The sequence below is a fragment of the Streptomyces kanamyceticus genome (assembly GCF_008704495.1).
GTDB classification, from domain to species: domain Bacteria; phylum Actinomycetota; class Actinomycetes; order Streptomycetales; family Streptomycetaceae; genus Streptomyces; species Streptomyces kanamyceticus.
Genome location: NZ_CP023699.1, coordinates 4,810,712 through 4,827,073, shown reverse-complemented (window position 1 = coordinate 4,827,073; position 16,362 = coordinate 4,810,712). Strand labels below are relative to the sequence as shown.

Genomic DNA, 16,362 nt, shown 5'->3' with positions numbered 1-16,362 from the left:
TCTAGACGGACTGTTCTCCGTGGTCGAGGATCCCGGACTGCCCGATCAGGAAACCGAGCTGGGCCCGGCTGTGACTGCCCAGTCGTTCGCTGAGCTTGGCGATGTGTACGCGGGCGGTGCGGATGTTCATGCCGAGGCGGGCGGCGATCTCACCGTCAGTGAGGCCCTCGGTGAGGAGGACGGCGGCGGCGCGTTGGCGGGGGGAGAAGCCGTTGTCCGAGGCGATCGGCACCTGTGTCGGGTACATGGGGGTGGCAAGGCGCCAGAATCGCTCGAAGGTCGTGCCGAGGTAGTCGACGAGCGCGGGGTGCTGGATCTCCAGTGCGACGTCACGTTCCTTGTTCGCCGGGATGAAGGCCACGGTGCGGTCGAAGACGAAGAGCCGCTCGGTGACTTCGTCCAGGGTGCGGACCTCGGCATCACCGTCGAGCAGCTCGTAGTAGGCAAGGACGGGCAGCGAGTGCCGCGTGGTGTGCTGGTAGAGGGTCCGCAAGCGGACGCCCCTGGCAAGGGCGACTCGCGCGTCGTCGAGGGACAGGGCGAGTTCCTCGGGAGTCCGGAAGCCGCCGGGCTGGATGACGAGCATCTCTCGGCTGGAGTCACTTATCGCCTTACGGACCGCTTCCTGGATCCGGGGAAGTCCATTCAGCACGGTGATGGCTGAGGGCGTGACGTCAGCCTGTTGGGAGACCGGCTGTTGCGCGGCGACGGCCATGAGCGGCTCGAATGCCGCGGCGAGCAGGGATTCCTGGCGCCGGTGATGAGCGATGCGGTCCTCGATGCCTTCGAGCAAGCGGGGCAGGGCGACTGAGGGTGGGACGGGGCGCAGCTGTTCGTTGCCCTGGGACGCTGGTCGGAGCAGGCCCAGATCCACGAGGCACGGGGCCTGGTCCGCGTCCTCGCTCGCCACATGGCCTTCGCGCAGGGCGCGGGCGTACAGCTCCGAACCCGCCGCACACAACTCGTCCGGGCCGTGCGGGTGGGCGTCGACGGTCATTTGGAGCTGCCCTCGTCGAGGATCCCCGACTGAGCGATCAGATACCCGAGTTGGGCCCGGCTGCCGCTGCCCAGGGCCGCCGCGATCTTGGCTATGTGGGCGCGGCAGGTGCGGACGTTCATGCCGAGGCGTCGGGCGATGGCCTCGTCGACGTGGCCTTCGATGAGGAGTTTGGCGATGGAGCGTTGAACACCCGTGATTCCTCCGGTCGGAGGGTCGTAGGGGGCCTCGTCGAGGAGGGGGGACGCGCGGCGCCAGTGTTGCTCGAAGACCTTTGCCAGATACTCGACGAGTCCGCTGTGCCGGAGTTCCAGGGCCACTTGACGGTCGTCCTGGGCGGGTATGAAGGCGACCGTCCGGTCGAAGATCATCAGCCGCTCTATGAGTTCTTCCAGCGTGCGCACCTCTACCTTGCCCTGCCTCATGTACTCGGCGTAGGCAATGGTTCCCTGGCTGTGCCTGGCGGTGTGCTGATAGAGCGTACGCATGGTGATGCCGCGCTCGATGATGCCCTGGCTCCGCTCCACGGCTTCGGTGAGAACTGCTTCGCTCCGCCCGCCGCCGGGCTGCACGGTGAGTATCTCGGACTGGCATTCCGCCGTGGCGGCGTCGATGGCCGAGTTGATCCGAGTGGCGCCCTCCAGGACGGTGATGGCGTGGTCGGCCGACCGGTCCACGGCACTGAGGGCCATAAATGGCTCAAAGGAATCGGTCAGTTCGATGGCGAGCGTCCTGCGCTTCAGGATCTCCCGCTCGATCGGGTAGAGGCGCTGCGCGAGCACGGCCGTGGGTGAAGCAGGCCGGAGCCAGTCGGTGTCTTCTGGGTCTGGGTGCAGAAGAGCGAACTCCATCAGGCAGGGAGCGGTCTCCACTTCGCTGCGGCGGACGCGTCCGGAGCGCAGCGCGCTGGCGTAAAGCCGCTTGCCGTCGGCGCATAGTTCAACCACAGAGTGCGGATGTGTCCCAATTGGACCTTTTGTTGCCATAACTCCACCCCCCAGGGTCCTGAACGTGCAGGAACATGATGCATCGCTTCTGTGGTGTTCGGATGGCTGAATGAGCCATCGTCTTGGAAGGCCGGGGGAGAGTCGCGATGGAAGTGAGGACGAAGCCCGCTATGTGCAAGGGAAAGCTTCGCTCAGTGCTTGTCGGTGCCTTCTCCGTTGGGTTGGCCATCAGCGCGTTCAGCGGTCTTGAACTGCGCTCAGGATCTGAGAATGTGACGGGGGCAGTCTCCGGGCCGCAGGTGTCCCCGCCGGATATCGTCTGGAGTTCCGCTCCGGCCGGAGACATTGTCTGGACCTCGATGTCGACCAACGACATCGTCTGGGGTACCAGCTCGGCCGAAGGCAAGAACGTGCCTTCCGGTACGGAGGGAGCGGCGGCATGAGCACACCCCCCGACGACCGCACCTTCCGCCGCGAAATGGCCACCGCCTACCGCTCCGGTTGGCACTTCATCGACCTCGTGACCGCGATCCCCCACCGCGGTGACTCGTTGATGGTGACCCTCCTCGGCGAGCCGATCGTCGTCACCCGGGACGACGAGGAGGAGATCCGGGCCTACCGGTGCCTCCGCCGTCCGAGGGGTGCGCCGCAGCCCGTGCGGTGTGCCATTCGGTACGGGATGGTCTTCGTGAATCTCGACCGGCGCGACCACCAGCTGGTCGGCGACGGTGATCAGGACCAGGACCGGGGCGCTGCGAACGCCCCGGGCGCAGGAACCATCACAGCCACCCCCCGCAGCGCCTGACGCGATTCCCCCGTCGTTGTAAATCGCGCAGGTGCTTCCCCCAGCAGCGGCGTCACCGTGGACCTGAACACGGTGGCGCCGCTGTGGTGTGTGCGCATCTCCTGCGGGGCCCGCGGCTCATCGCGGCTTGCCCAGCGCCCGCGTCACCGTGATCTCGATCAGGACCCGGTCCGGGTTGGGGGACGGGCGGCGCTCGTAGCGCTCCTCGTAGCGCCGTTCCGCCGCGTCGATCTCCGCCGGGTCCGTCTTGATCTCCGCGCGGCCCTCCAGGGTCGCCCAGCGCCTGCCCGCGAACTGGCAGACCGCGACCCGTGCCCCCGGCCCGTCGACCCCTGCGGCCGCGAGGACGTGCACGACCTTCCTGCTCGTCTTGCGGGCGAGTACGCGGGCGACTCCCGCCTCCGGGTCGTAGGTGACGCCGACCGGCACGACGTGCGGCGTGCCGTCGGGGCGCAGCGTCGTCAGGGTGCACAGGTGCCGCTCCCGCCAGAAGCCGAGGAAGTCGGCCGGGGGGTTGCGCGGGTCGATGCGGTCCTTGCCCTTGTGGGAACTCGTGCCGGGAGTGGTCGTCATGACCGGAACATAAGCCACCCGTACGACCGGGACACAAGCCACCCGCGCGCAGCCCGGGCTTCCACCCCCTTCTTGAGTGGAATAGACTCAACTTTATGTACGCTGAGTAAGGCAGACTTCGTGGCCAGGTCGCGTCGGGACCCGGCCGCCCGCAAGGAGGAGAAGACGCACGTGGACGCCGAGCTGACCAACAGGAGCCGGGACGCGATCACCGCGGCCACCAACCGGGCCGTGCAGGACGGGCACCCGGATCTGACCCCCGCGCATCTGCTGCTCGCGCTGCTGGCGGGCGAGGACAACGAGAACATCACCGATCTGCTCGTCGCGGTCGACGCCGACCAGGCCAGCGTGCGCGCGGACGCCGAGCGCGCCCTCGCCGCGCTGCCGAGCGTGACCGGGTCGACCGTCGCGCCGCCGCAGCCCAACCGCGAGCTGCTCGCCGTGATCTCCGACGCCGCCCGGCGGGCCAAGGAGCTCGGCGACGACTACCTTTCCACCGAGCACCTGCTCATCGGCGTCGCCGCGGAGGGCGGCGCCGCGGGCGAGGCGCTCGGGCGGCACGGGGCGACCGCCAAGAAGCTGCTTGACGCATTCGAGAAGGCAAGGGGAGGGCGCCGGGTGACCACACCCGACCCGGAGGGCCAGTACAAGGCCCTGGAGAAGTTCGGCACCGATTTCACCGCCGCCGCGAGGGAGGGGAAGCTCGATCCCGTCATCGGGCGCGATCAGGAGATCCGGCGCGTGGTGCAGGTCCTGTCGCGGCGTACGAAGAACAATCCCGTGCTCATCGGCGAGCCCGGCGTCGGCAAGACCGCCGTCGTGGAAGGGCTCGCGCAGCGCATCGTCAAGGGCGACGTGCCCGAGTCGCTGAAGAACAAGCGGCTCGTCTCCCTCGACCTCGGCGCCATGGTCGCCGGGGCGAAGTACCGCGGTGAGTTCGAGGAGCGGCTCAAGACCGTCCTCTCCGAGATCAAGGAGAGCGGCGGGCAGGTCATCACCTTCATCGACGAGCTGCACACCGTCGTGGGCGCCGGTGCCGGCGGGGACTCCGCCATGGACGCGGGCAACATGCTCAAGCCCATGCTGGCCCGCGGCGAGCTGCGGATGGTGGGCGCGACGACGCTGGACGAGTACCGGGAGCGGATCGAGAAGGACCCCGCCCTGGAGCGCCGCTTCCAGCAGGTGCTCGTCGCCGAGCCGTCCGTCGAGGACTCCATCGCGATCCTGCGCGGGCTCAAGGGGCGCTACGAGGCGCACCACAAGGTGCAGATCGCGGACAGCGCGCTGGTCGCGGCCGCGACCCTCTCCGACCGGTACATCACCTCGCGCTTCCTGCCCGACAAGGCCATCGACCTCGTCGACGAGGCCGCGTCCCGGCTGCGCATGGAGATCGACTCCTCGCCCGTGGAGATCGACGAACTCCAGCGCGCGGTGGACCGGCTGAAGATGGAGGAGCTGGCCCTCAGCAAGGAGACCGACCCGGCGAGCAAGCAGCGCCTGGAGAAGCTGCGTCGCGACCTGGCCGACAAGGAGGAGGAGCTGCGCGGGCTGACCGCCCGCTGGGAGAAGGAGAAGCAGTCCCTCAACCGCGTCGGCGCGCTCAAGGAGAGGCTGGACGAGTTGCGCGGGCAGGCCGAACGCGCGCAGCGCGACGGCGACTTCGACACCGCCTCCAAGCTGCTGTACGGGGAGATCCCGGGCGTCGAGCGGGAGCTGGAGGAGGCCAGCGAGGCCGAGGCCCAGCAGGAGGCCGCCAAGGACACCATGGTGAAGGAGGAGGTCGGCCCGGACGACATCGCCGACGTCGTCGGATCCTGGACCGGCATCCCCGCGGGGCGCCTGCTCGAAGGCGAGACGCAGAAGCTCCTGCGCATGGAGGACGAGCTCGGCAAGCGGCTCATCGGCCAGACCGAGGCCGTGCGCGCCGTCTCCGACGCCGTGCGGCGCACGCGCGCCGGGATCGCCGATCCCGACCGGCCCACCGGCTCCTTCCTCTTCCTCGGCCCGACCGGCGTCGGCAAGACCGAGCTGGCCAAGGCCCTCGCGGACTTCCTCTTCGACGACGAGCGGGCCATGGTCCGCATCGACATGAGCGAGTACAGCGAGAAGCACAGCGTCGCGCGGCTGGTCGGCGCCCCGCCCGGCTACGTGGGGTACGAGGAGGGCGGCCAGCTCACCGAGGCGGTGCGGCGGCGTCCGTACAGCGTCGTCCTGCTCGACGAGGTCGAGAAGGCGCACCCCGAGGTCTTCGACATCCTGCTCCAGGTGCTCGACGACGGGCGCCTCACCGACGGGCAGGGGCGGACGGTCGACTTCCGCAACACCATCCTGATCCTCACCTCCAACCTGGGCAGCCAGTACCTGGTGGAGCCGTTGACCTCCGAGGAGGAGAAGAAGCAGCAGGTCCTGGAAGTGGTGCGGGCCTCCTTCAAGCCGGAGTTCCTCAACCGGCTCGACGACCTGGTCGTCTTCTCCGCGCTGACCAGGGACGAGCTCGCGCACATCGCCGAGCTCCAGATCGGCCGCCTCGCCAAGCGCCTCGCCGACCGGCGGCTCACGCTCGACGTCACGCCCGAGGCGCTGGCCTGGCTGGCGGACGAGGGCAACGATCCCGCGTACGGGGCGAGGCCGTTGCGGCGGCTCATCCAAACGTCGATCGGGGACCGGCTCGCCAAGGAGATCCTCTCCGGGGAGGTCAAGGACGGGGACACGGTTCGCGTCGACCGTTTTGAGGACGGGCTGATCGTGGGGCCTGCGACCGGCAAGTCCCTGTAGCGGAATCTCGTCTGCCGGGCCCGCTCCGCCGCCGACCGCGGGCAGTGGTCCGTCCTCGCGCAGTTCCCCGCGCCCCTAGAGGGCCCCCGGGCTTGCCCCCGGGGGCCCTTCCTGGGAGAGGATGGGCCCATCCATACGAAGGGACCAAGCACGTGAGCATCGACCCGTCCTCCATTCCGAATTTCGGGGGCCAGCCCGATCCGCAGCAGGGCGCAGGACCGGCGGGCCCCGTCGTCCCCGACCAGGACCTGGTCAAGCAGCTTCTGGACCAGATGGAGCTCAAGCACGTCGTCGACGACGAGGGTGACCTCGCGGCGCCGTGGGAGGAGTTCCGTACGTACTTCATGTTCCGCGGCGAGGACGACCAGCAGGTCTTCTCGGTGCGGACCTTCTACGACCGCCCCCATGCGATCGAGACCAAGCAGCAGCTCCTGGAGTCGATCGACGACTGGAACCGCCGCACGCTGTGGCCCAAGGTCTACAGCCACACGCACGACGACGGCACGGTCCGCCTCATCGGCGAGGCCCAGATGCTGATCGGCACCGGAGTCTCCCTGGAGCACTTCGTCTCGTCGACCGTCAGCTGGGTGCGCGCCGCGATCGAGTTCGACAAGTGGCTCGTCGAGCAGCTCGGCCTGGAGGCCGACGTCGACTCGGCCGAGACCGAGGGCAAGGGCGAGGACACGCCCGGCGACGACCAGGCCTGACCTGAGCCTTCGTCCTACAACGGCATGTGGGCGGTCGTCACCAGATACGTCCCATAGGCGAGCGAGAGCCCGGCCAGGGCGCACACCACCAGGTGGGCGCTCTTCGGCCGGGCTCTCGTCATGGCCAGGGCCAGCGGGATGAGCAGCGGGAACGCCGGGAGCAGGAAGCGCGGCTTGGACTCGAAGAAGCCGGAGCCGCCGATGGTGATGAGGACGAGTACGCCGGTGTATACGACCAGTGGCAGCGGCGCGCGGTCCGCGACGAGCAGCGCGAAGAGCAGCAGCGCCACCGCGACGATGACGAGGGTCATCGAGAAGACGAGCTTGTCGCCGTCGCGCAGCAGGTGCTTGACGAAGACCAGTGAGCCCGCGCCGAAGTCGAAGGTGGACCCCCAGCCGCGCTGCACCGCGAAGTACCCGTGCAGCGGATCGCCCTTGCGAATGCCCACATAGAGGACGAATGTCGCCCAGCCGAGCGGGGCGAGCGCCGCGCCCGCGCAGACTTTCCACAGGCTGTGGGGAACTTTCCGGCCGCGCCCCCTGGTGCGTACGACGATCTCGTACGCCGCCGTGACGCAGACGGCCGCCGCCACCGCGAACCCGTTGGGCCTGGCGAGTCCCGCGAGCGCCGCGAGCGACCCGGCCCACAGCCAGCGCCCGCTCAGCACCGCGTACAACGACCAGGCGGCGAGCGCGGTGAGGACCGGCTCCGTGTAGGCGAGGGAGAGCACCACGGAGTGCGGCATGAGCGCCCAGAGCAGCACCAGGAGCGTGCCGGTGCGCCGCCCGTGCAGCCGCTCCCCGATCGCGTACACGCCCCACGCGGCGGCCCCTGCCGCGAGCCAGGCCAGGAGCAGCCCGGCCGCGCCGTACCCGATGGGCAGGACGGTGGCGACGGCGCGCACGAGCCCCGGATAGAGCGGGAAGAACGCGAGGTCGCTCTGGACCACGCCGGGCTCGAAGAAGAGGGTGCGCCCGTAGCCGTGCGCGGCGATCCCCGTGTACCACCGCGAGTCCCACGACCGCCCGAGCAGCCGGAAGGTGTCCTGGTGGGTGAGGTGCGAGACGAGGGCGACGCACACCATGCCGGTGAGCCGGGCGGCGGCGAAGGCACCGAGGGCGAGGACGGGGCCCGCCACCGTCGTGCGGGACGGGCGCGCACAACCCCCGTCGCCGAGTTCCGTGGTGGGGGCAGGAAGAAGGGCAGTGGACTGACTCACACAGGAACCCTGCGGGCCCCCCGCCGCGGGCGCGACTCGGGGGACCCGTGCGGGGTAGGCCCGTCAGTCCGGCAGAGCCCTAGCCCGCCAGCGACTTCAGCCGGGACACGGCCTCCTCCAGGACGGACGTCCGCTTGCAGAAGGCGAACCGTACGAAGGGGGCGCCCGCGTCCCGGTGGTCGTAGAAGACCGCGTTGGGGATGGCGACCACGCCCGCCCGCTCCGGGAGCGAGCGGCAGAAGGCGAAGCCGTCGCTCTCGCCGAGCGGTGTGATGTCGGTGGTCACGAAGTACGTCCCGGCCGGGACGTACACGTCGAAGCCCGCCGCCCGCAGGCCCTCGCTCAGCAGGTCCCGCTTGGCCAGCATGTCCGCGCGGAAGTCGGCGAAGTAGGAGTCGGGCAGCGCGAGCGCCTCGGCGATCGCGTACTGGAAGGGGCCCGAGGAGACGTACGTGAGGAACTGCTTCGCCGAGCGGACGGCGCCGACCAGCTCCGGCGTTGCCGTCACCCAGCCGACCTTCCAGCCGGTGAACGAGAACGTCTTGCCCGCCGAGCCGATGGTGACCGTGCGCTCGCGCATGCCGGGGAAGGAGGCGAGCGGGATGTGCTCGGCGTCGTCGAAGACGAGGTGTTCGTAGACCTCGTCGGTGACGACGAGCAGGTCGCGCTCGACGGCCAGCTTCGCGATCTCGGTGAGCTCGGCACGGGTGAGCACCGTGCCGGTGGGGTTGTGCGGGGTGTTCAGGAGGATCAGCCGGGTGCGGTCGGTGACCGCGTCGCGCAGCTCGTCCAGGTCGAGGCGGAAGCGGCCACCGCGCGGGCGCAGGGTGACCGGCACGCGGGCGCCGCCCGCCAGCGCGATCGAGGCGGCGTACGAGTCGTAATAGGGCTCCAGCGCGATCACCTCGTCGCCCGGCTCGACGAGGGCGAGCAGCGAGGCGGCGATCGCCTCGGTGGCGCCCGCCGTCACCAGGACCTCGCGGTCGGGGTCGTAGGTGAGGGCGTAGCGGGCGAGTTGGTGCTCGGCGATCGCCGTGCGCAGCTCGGGGACGCCGGGGCCCGGCGGGTACTGGTTGCCGCGGCCGTCGCGCAGCGCGCGGACGGCCGCCTCGCGCACGGACTCGGGGCCGTCCGTGTCCGGGAAGCCCTGGCCCAGGTTGATCGCACCCGTTTTCACCGCGAGTGCGGACATCTCGGCGAAAATCGTCGTACCGAACTCGGCGAGGCGGCGGTTGAGCAGCGGGCGCCCGCTCCCGGAAGTGGAGGTCATGGCCGCCATCCTGCGCCGAACCTCTGGACTTCCTCAACTCTGCTTTGGCGCGGGGCGGGTGGGGGCATTCCCCTGTCACACAGGAAGCGAGGCCCACGGGGGACCCGCTTCGGGGGAACGGAAGGAGAGTGATGGCCGTGATCCTGGCCTTCGTCTTCATGGTGGCAATCGTGTTCGGTCTGGTGGCGGTGCTCGGCGTACGCCAGGGCAAGCGGCGCGGCAAGGGCAAGGGCTGGGGCACCGGCGGTACCGCGGCGTCCGGCGTGGCGGGCGGCAGCTGGTGGGCCGGGTCCTCCGACGGGAACAGCGGGCACCACCACGGTGGTGGCGGCCACGGCGGCGGACACTCCTGTGGCGGCGGGTCGTCCTGCGGTGGTGGCGGGTCCTCGTGCGGGGGCGGCGGGGGCGGATGCGGCGGAGGCAGCTGACACGGGGCAGCTGGTCCACCGGTTCCAGCGGGGCGCTCGGTGCGGGAGACCACTCGCACCGGGCGCTTCGGCGTGGTGCGGCGAGGTGCGGCGTAGTGCGAGGGGGGTGCGCTCCGGCGCCAACGGGTGATTGAGGGCCTGAACAGTTGAACTGTGCAGCCCCCAGGGGGATGGAAACCACACGAAGTTGGGTAAAAACGCTGTGGCACTGTCGCCGACCATGATTCCCTCTTAAACGTCAGCACCGCCCTCGGCCGTCCCGAATCCCCGGACGTTCTCGTGGGCACGAGCCGGCATTCCGACCTCCCGGTGTTCCGATCCGGGTGCGCCGGCCCCACCTCCATTGCGTGTTAGCGGAGCCGACCCATGCTCACGACCCTGAAGACTGTCTATACCGACACGTGCGCCGCGGACCTCGCCTGGGCCCTGGGGCGCGAGCCGCTGCCCGCGCTCGCCACGCTCGAACTCGAACTGACCGGCGCGAAGATGCAGTTGAGACTGCTCGGGGCCTCCCACCAGGTGCTTCTCGAGGAGGAGCAGGGCACCTGCTCCGAGACCGTGGCCTGCATCCCGGGCAGCAGCACGCCGCTGCCGCTCGGCGTCTCCAAGCGCATGGGGGACTGGGAGTACGAGTTCGCGGCGCGCGTCGAGACCCTCTCGCGGGGGCAGTTCGCGGGCCGCGCGCAGGAGTTGCTCGCCCTCGTCGCCGAGCATCCGCACGGCCTCGCGGGCGTCTTCCCCGGCAGCCCGCACGCGTTCACGGCCATGCTGGCGCAGCGCCACGAGGGCTCGGTGCAGTGGCGCACCTGGCACGCCTACCCCCAGGACGGCCAACTCGTGGCGACGCGTACGCGGGTGGGCGCGCGGGTGCCGGTGCCCGCGGCGCTGTGATCCACGCGTCGCGCGCTGTGATCCAGCCGCCGTGCGCTGTGATCCACATATCGCGGTGTTACACCTTCCGCGGCGAGTTGAACCCTTGTGGGTGACTGGACGTAAGCGTGCGGTGACGTAGCGTTCTGGCGTGATCGAGTCGTCGGTGCGTCTGCCCGTCTCGCCCGGGGCGGGCAGGTTCCTTGTTCTCGCGGGTGTGTTCACCTGCGCTGCCTGCGGACTCGTCTATGAACTCGAACTCGTCGCCCTCGCCTCGTACTTGATCGGTGACTCGGTCACCCAGGCGTCCGTCGTGCTCTCCGTGATGGTCTTCGCCATGGGCATCGGCTCGCTGCTCGCCAAGCGGCTGCGGTGCCGGGCCGCCGCCTGGTTCGGCCTGGTCGAGACGGCGCTCGCGCTGGTCGGCGGGTGCAGTGCGATGGCGTTGTACGCGGCGTTCGCGTGGACCGGCGACCGGGGCGAGGTGTGGGCCCACGGCTCGCGGTACCTGTTCGTCGCGTTCTCCCTGGCCATCGGCGTGCTCATCGGCGCCGAGGTGCCGCTCCTGATGGTGCTCATCCAGCGCATCAGACGGCAGGACGCGAGCGGCGCCGTCGCCGACCTGTTCGCCGCCGACTACGTGGGCGCGCTCGTGGGCGGCCTCGCCTTCCCCTTCCTGCTGCTCCCGGTGCTCGGGCAGCTGACGGGCGCCCTGTTCACCGGCGCGGTCAACGCGGTCGCGGGCGGCGCCCTCGTCTTCGGCCTGTTCGGGCGCGACCTGAGCACGCGCGGCCGCTGGGTGCTGCTCGCCGCGAACGTCCTCGTCCTGTCCGTGCTCGCGTCGGCCGCCGTGCTCGTCGACGACTTCGAGCGGGCGGCGCGGCGCGCGGTGTACGGCGGGGACGTGCGGGTCGCGGTGCAGACCGACGTCCAGGAGGTCGTCCTCACCGGCGGAGGGCGCGACTCCCTCGACCTCTTCCTCGACGGGCGCCTGCGCATCAGCGGCCGCGACGAGCACCGCTACCACCAAGGGCTCGTGCACCCGGCGATGCGCGGCCCGCACGCGCGCGTGCTGATCCTCGGCGGCGGCGACGGGCTCGCGGCCCGCGAGGTCCTGCGCCATCCGGGGGTGCGCCGCGTCGACGTCGTCGATCTTGACGCGGGCGTCGTCGACCTGGCCAGGCACGACCCCGAGCTGAGCGACCTCAACGCCCACGTCTACCGCGACCCGCGGGTGCGCGTGGTGACCGCCGACGCCTTCCGCTGGCTGCGCTCCGCGCACGGGACGTACGACGTGGTGATCTGCGACCTGCCCGACCCGGGCATCACGGCCAGCACGAAGCTGTACTCGCAGGAGTTCTACGGCCTGGCCACCCGCGTCCTGGCGGGCGACGGCCGCATCGCCGTGCACGCGGGGCCCGTCTCGACCAGGGCGCACGTCTTCTGGACGGTGGAGGCGACGCTGCGCGCGGCGGGCCTGCGGACCGTGCCGTACCGGGTGGGCGGCCGGCAGTCGGGGTTCGCCGCCGGGCCCGACCGGACGGCGGAGGGGGCGCGGGCGCCGCGCGACTGGGGGTTCGTGCTCGCCGCGCGCAGCGCCCCCGTGCTGCTGCGGGCGGCCGATTCGGAGGTGGTGCGGGCCGGGGCGCGGGCGGCCGCGAGGACCCGGCTGCCGGGGACCGCGCCCTCCACACTGGTGCACCCGCGGTACGCGAACTGACGACGTGAACTGACGAACTGACGTACATGGTGGCGAGAGCGTGGGTAGGCTCGGCTGCCATGGAGCATGAGGTGTTCGTTCCGGTTTCGGCAGAGCGTCTCCGGGAGGTCCTGGCCGATCCCGAACGGGTGGCCGGGGCGGTCCCCGGGCTTCAGCGCGACGCGGAGGAGACGGCCGAACCGATCTCCGGGCGGCTGAAGGCGCGGGTCGGCGGGCACTCGATCACGTACCGCGGGGTCGCGCGGATCGACGGCCGCGCCGACGGGACGTACACGATCGCGGGCGAGGGTGCCGAGGTGCGGGGCGAAGGATCGGTGAAGGTCGCGCTGACCGTGCGCCTGGTGCCCGCCGTCGAGGGGACCACGCTGGTGCTCGGCGGGACGGCCGCCGCCGACGGGCGGATCGCGGAAAGTTCTCCACAGGCTGTGGAATCAGCTGTGCGAAAACTGCTCGAACGGTTCGCCGAGGGGCTCGGGGCCGCCGCGCCGCCGGACTCCTTGCCCGACCCGCACCCGGAGGCGCCGAAGGGCACCGTCTTCGAGGCCGAGGTGCCGCCGCCGTCCCTGGACCCGCTCGCCGACGACCTCGACGATCTCGACGGCATCGAGGACGCCGGGGACGTGACCGCGGGCATGGCCGAGGACGCCGACGAGCTCGCGGGGCTCGACGGGATCGAGAGCGACACCGACGCCGTGGACATCGGGATCCAGCCCGTCGAGGCCGCGCACGCGCGCCGCACCATGATCGGGCGGAGCGCCGAGGAGGTCGACCACGCGCCGCCGCGCGGCAGGTACGCGCCCGCGCCCGCCCCCGAGGCGTACTCCACCAGCGCCACGCTCCGCTGGGCCGCGCCCGCCGCCGCCCTGGCCCTCGCCTCGGCCATCGTGGTCGGCAGGGCCCTGCGCCGCCGCCGCTGAGGGGCCACACCGTAGGGTCGGGGCCGTGAGTACCGAAGACGTGACCCTCACCGCGGGCGACGCGGAAGTGACCGTGCGGCCGGGCAACGGCTGCCGCATCCAGAGCCTGCGCATCGGTGGCACCGAGCTGTTGCGGCAGGGCGAGAAGTACGGCTGCTTCCCGATGGTGCCCTGGTGCGGCCGGATCGCGGACGGCCGGTTCCGCGACGGCGGAACCGTCCACCAGATGCCGCTGAACTCCCCGCCGCACGCCATCCACGGCTTCGCCCGCGACGCCGAGTGGCGCACCGCGCGCGCGGCGCACCTCGCGGCGGACCGCGCCGTCTTCACGTACGAGCTGGCCGACCCCTGGCCCTACCCGGGGCGCGTCACCCAGATCGTGGAACTCGGCGAGGACGCGTTGACGCTGCGGCTCGGCATCGAGACGTACGGCGACTCGTTCCCCGCGCAGGCGGGCTGGCACCCGTGGTTCAACAGGAACCTCGGCGACGGGGACGTCCGCGTCGACTTCACGCCCGCCTGGCAGGAGGAGCGAGGCGACGACCACCTGCCCACCGGACGCCGCGTCGAGCCCGCGCCGGGCCCCTGGGACGACTGCTTCGGCATGCCCGACGGCGTCGACGTGACGCTGACCTGGCCGGGCCAGCTGGAGCTGAACGTCAAGAGCCGCGAGCAGTGGGTCGTCGTCTACGACGAGCAGGAGGCCGCGGTCTGCGTCGAGCCGCAGACGGGACCGCCCAACGGCCTCAACACCGCACCGCGCCTGGTCACGCCCGTCGAGCCCCTGGAGACGGCGACGACCTGGACCTGGCGGCGGCTTTAAGCTCATAGGCATGACTGACGACGTACGCGGCGAGCTGCTGCAGCAGATCAAGGACAAGGCCGTCGTGCACGGCAAGGTGACGCTCTCCTCCGGCCTGGAGGCCGACTACTACGTCGATCTCCGCCGGGTCACCCTCGACGGCGAGGCCGCGCCGCTGGTCGGGCAGGTGCTGCTCGACCTCACCAAGGACCTGGACTTCGACGCCGTGGGCGGCCTGACCATGGGCGCCGACCCCGTCGCGGGCTCGATGCTGCACGCGGCCGCCGCGCGCGGCAAGCGCCTGGACGCCTTCGTCGTCCGCAAGGCCGCCAAGGCGCACGGCATGCAGCGCCGCGTCGAGGGCCCGGACATCAAGGGCCGCCGCGTCCTGGTCGTCGAGGACACCTCCACCACCGGCGGCTCGCCGCTGACCGCCGTCGAGGCCGTCCGCGAGGCGGGCGCCGAGGTCGTGGGCGTCGCCACGATCGTGGACCGCGCGACCGGCGCGGGCGAGAAGATCACCGAAGGCGCGGGCGTTCCGTACCTCTTCGCGTACTCGAAGGACGACCTCGGGCTCGCCGACTGAGGACCTAGGTCCCCGTCACTGCGGCCGCACCGCGGCCGGAGCTGTCCGGCAAGTCTGGAAAGATGGGGGCGACGATGACGTCGCCCCCCTTAGGTCAGGGCCAAGCACACACCCGCACATCACAAGGAGCGGACACATGCCCATCGCAACCCCCGAGGTCTACGCCGAGATGCTCGACCGGGCGAAGGCAGGCAAGTTCGCCTACCCGGCGATCAACGTGACCTCTTCGCAGACCCTGCACGCGGCCCTGCGCGGCTTCGCGGAGGCGGAGAGCGACGGCATCATCCAGATCTCCACCGGTGGCGCGGAGTTCCTGGGTGGCCAGCACAACAAGGACATGGTGACCGGCGCGGTCGCGCTCGCCGAGTTCGCGCACATCGTCGCCGCCAAGTACGACATCACGGTCGCGCTGCACACCGACCACTGCCCCAAGGACAAGCTGGACACCTACGTCCGTCCGCTGATCGACGTCTCCGCCGAGCGCGTCAAGGCCGGTCGCAACCCGCTCTTCCAGTCGCACATGTGGGACGGCTCCGCCGAGACCCTCGCCGACAACCTGGCCATCGGCCAGGAGCTGCTCGCGAAGGCCGCCGCCGCGAAGATCATCCTTGAGGTCGAGATCACCCCGACCGGCGGCGAGGAGGACGGCGTCACGCACGAGATCAACGACGAGCTGTACACGACCGTCGACGACGCGCTGCGCACGGCGGAGGCCCTCGGCCTCGGCGACAAGGGCCGCTACCTGCTCGCCGCGTCCTTCGGCAACGTCCACGGCGTCTACAAGCCGGGCAACGTCGTCCTGCGTCCCGAGCTCCTCAAGGACCTCCAGGAGGGCGTCGGCGCGAAGTACGGCAAGCCCGCGGGCGCGCAGCCGTTCGACTTCGTCTTCCACGGCGGCTCCGGCTCGACCGCCGAGGAGATCGCGACCGCCCTGGAGAACGGCGTCGTGAAGATGAACCTCGACACGGACACGCAGTACGCCTTCACGCGTCCCGTCGCCGACCACATGTTCAAGAACTACGACGGCGTCCTGAAGGTCGACGGCGAGGTCGGCTCCAAGAAGACCTACGACCCGCGCACCTGGGGCAAGTCCGCCGAGGCGGGCATGGCCAAGCGCGTCACCGAGGCCTGCGCGAACCTGCGCTCCACGGGCACGAAGCTGAAGTAGTCCCCCCAGTACGTCACGTGCGGGCCCCGGGTCGGTGACCCGGGGCCCGCTCCGTACCGGCATGCCGCAGACTTGGGCCCATGGCCATTCACAAGGATCTGCTCGGGGGACCGCCCCCGACCCACCTGCCCGACGACCCGGAGCCGCGCGAGCTGCTCGCGGGCGGGGCCGACCCCGCTGACGTCGCGGCGAAGTACCCCACGTCCTCGCTCGCGTGGGCCCGGCTCGCCGACGAGGCGTACGAGGGCGGCCGCGTCGTCGAGTCGTACGCGTACGCCCGTACCGGCTACCACCGCGGCCTGGACTCCCTGCGCCGCGCGGGCTGGAAGGGCCACGGCCCGGTGCCGTGGGAGCACGAGCCCAACCGGGGCTTCCTGCGCGCCCTGCACGGCCTGGCGCGGGCCGCGCAGGCGATCGGTGAGCAGGAGGAGTACGAGCGCTGCGCGGGCTTCTTGCGGGATTCGTCAGCTACTGCGGCCGAGACGCTCGGCTGAGAAAAGATCCCCCCGCGCCCCGTACGGGGCGCGGGGGGATCTTTTCAGGGGCGCGGGGAACTGCGCGCCCAGCCCCCACCGAG

At 70.9% G+C, this 16,362-nt stretch carries 16 protein-coding genes; 11 read left to right on the top strand and 5 right to left on the bottom strand.

The window, feature by feature from the left end; translation table 11 throughout:
• Position 1 precedes the first annotated feature (1 nt).
• Positions 2-997: a helix-turn-helix transcriptional regulator gene (locus CP970_RS20320; RefSeq protein WP_055551971.1), complete on the bottom strand. Its 996-nt coding sequence runs from the start codon at positions 995-997 to the stop codon at positions 2-4.
• Positions 994-1,983, bottom strand: a complete 990-nt coding sequence (locus CP970_RS20315) for a helix-turn-helix transcriptional regulator (protein WP_079043798.1) — start codon at positions 1,981-1,983, stop codon at positions 994-996. Before CP970_RS20315 ends, CP970_RS20320 begins: the two co-directional genes overlap by 4 nt.
• A 400-nt stretch (positions 1,984-2,383) precedes the next feature.
• On the opposite strand from CP970_RS20315, the gene CP970_RS20310 reads away from it, so the two are divergent.
• Entirely contained in the window at positions 2,384-2,749 is a 366-nt protein-coding gene (locus CP970_RS20310; RefSeq protein WP_055551967.1) for a Rieske (2Fe-2S) protein, read from the top strand.
• A 117-nt stretch (positions 2,750-2,866) separates the two neighbouring features.
• On the opposite strand, the gene CP970_RS20305 is transcribed toward CP970_RS20310, so the two are convergent.
• Positions 2,867-3,322, bottom strand: a complete 456-nt coding sequence (locus CP970_RS20305) for a pyridoxamine 5'-phosphate oxidase family protein (RefSeq protein WP_055551965.1) — start codon at positions 3,320-3,322, stop codon at positions 2,867-2,869.
• A 171-nt stretch (positions 3,323-3,493) separates the two neighbouring features.
• On the opposite strand from CP970_RS20305, the gene clpB reads away from it, so the two are divergent.
• Both clpB and CP970_RS20295 read left to right on the top strand, forming a co-directional pair.
• Entirely contained in the window at positions 3,494-6,097 is a 2,604-nt protein-coding gene (gene clpB / locus CP970_RS20300) for an ATP-dependent chaperone ClpB (protein WP_055551973.1), read from the top strand.
• 152 nt (positions 6,098-6,249) lie between these two features.
• Complete coding sequence (locus CP970_RS20295) at positions 6,250-6,804, top strand: type III secretion system chaperone family protein (RefSeq protein ID WP_055551963.1); 555 nt, start codon at positions 6,250-6,252, stop codon at positions 6,802-6,804.
• Positions 6,805-6,818: 14 nt separating this feature from the next.
• Here the strand turns inward: CP970_RS20295 and CP970_RS20290 are convergent, their stop codons facing one another.
• Together CP970_RS20290 and CP970_RS20285 are read right to left on the bottom strand one after the other, a co-directional pair.
• Positions 6,819-8,024: a hypothetical protein gene (locus CP970_RS20290; protein ID WP_398655444.1), complete on the bottom strand. Its 1,206-nt coding sequence runs from the start codon at positions 8,022-8,024 to the stop codon at positions 6,819-6,821.
• A gap of 79 nt (positions 8,025-8,103) precedes the next feature.
• On the bottom strand, positions 8,104-9,303 hold the full coding sequence (locus tag CP970_RS20285) for a pyridoxal phosphate-dependent aminotransferase (protein WP_191094933.1): 1,200 nt from the start codon (positions 9,301-9,303) through the stop codon (positions 8,104-8,106).
• A 122-nt stretch (positions 9,304-9,425) separates the two neighbouring features.
• On the opposite strand from CP970_RS20285, the gene CP970_RS20280 reads away from it, so the two are divergent.
• The 8 genes from CP970_RS20280 to CP970_RS20245 all read left to right on the top strand — a co-directional run bounded on the left by CP970_RS20280 (position 9,426) and on the right by CP970_RS20245 (position 16,279).
• On the top strand, positions 9,426-9,722 hold the full coding sequence (locus CP970_RS20280; protein ID WP_150493647.1) for a hypothetical protein: 297 nt from the start codon (positions 9,426-9,428) through the stop codon (positions 9,720-9,722).
• Positions 9,723-10,088: 366 nt separating this feature from the next.
• Positions 10,089-10,613, top strand: coding sequence for a DUF2617 family protein (locus CP970_RS20275; RefSeq protein ID WP_055554545.1), 525 nt, complete (start codon positions 10,089-10,091; stop codon positions 10,611-10,613).
• Between the two features lie 130 nt (positions 10,614-10,743).
• Entirely contained in the window at positions 10,744-12,312 is a 1,569-nt protein-coding gene (locus CP970_RS20270; RefSeq protein WP_055554548.1) for a polyamine aminopropyltransferase, read from the top strand.
• A 59-nt stretch (positions 12,313-12,371) separates the two neighbouring features.
• Positions 12,372-13,229: an SRPBCC domain-containing protein gene (locus CP970_RS20265; RefSeq protein ID WP_055554550.1), complete on the top strand. Its 858-nt coding sequence runs from the start codon at positions 12,372-12,374 to the stop codon at positions 13,227-13,229.
• A 25-nt stretch (positions 13,230-13,254) separates the two neighbouring features.
• The gene (locus CP970_RS20260) at positions 13,255-14,052 is read left to right on the top strand and encodes an aldose epimerase family protein (RefSeq protein ID WP_055554552.1); all 798 of its coding nucleotides are present in this window, start codon (positions 13,255-13,257) and stop codon (positions 14,050-14,052) included.
• Between the two features lie 10 nt (positions 14,053-14,062).
• Positions 14,063-14,617 (top strand): orotate phosphoribosyltransferase, encoded by a 555-nt coding sequence (gene pyrE / locus CP970_RS20255; RefSeq protein ID WP_055554554.1) that lies wholly within the window; start codon positions 14,063-14,065, stop codon positions 14,615-14,617.
• 136 nt (positions 14,618-14,753) lie between these two features.
• The gene (gene fbaA / locus CP970_RS20250) at positions 14,754-15,785 is read left to right on the top strand and encodes a class II fructose-bisphosphate aldolase (RefSeq protein ID WP_055554556.1); all 1,032 of its coding nucleotides are present in this window, start codon (positions 14,754-14,756) and stop codon (positions 15,783-15,785) included.
• Between the two features lie 80 nt (positions 15,786-15,865).
• Positions 15,866-16,279 (top strand): DUF3151 domain-containing protein, encoded by a 414-nt coding sequence (locus CP970_RS20245; RefSeq protein WP_055554559.1) that lies wholly within the window; start codon positions 15,866-15,868, stop codon positions 16,277-16,279.
• The last annotated feature ends 83 nt before the right edge of the window (positions 16,280-16,362 follow it).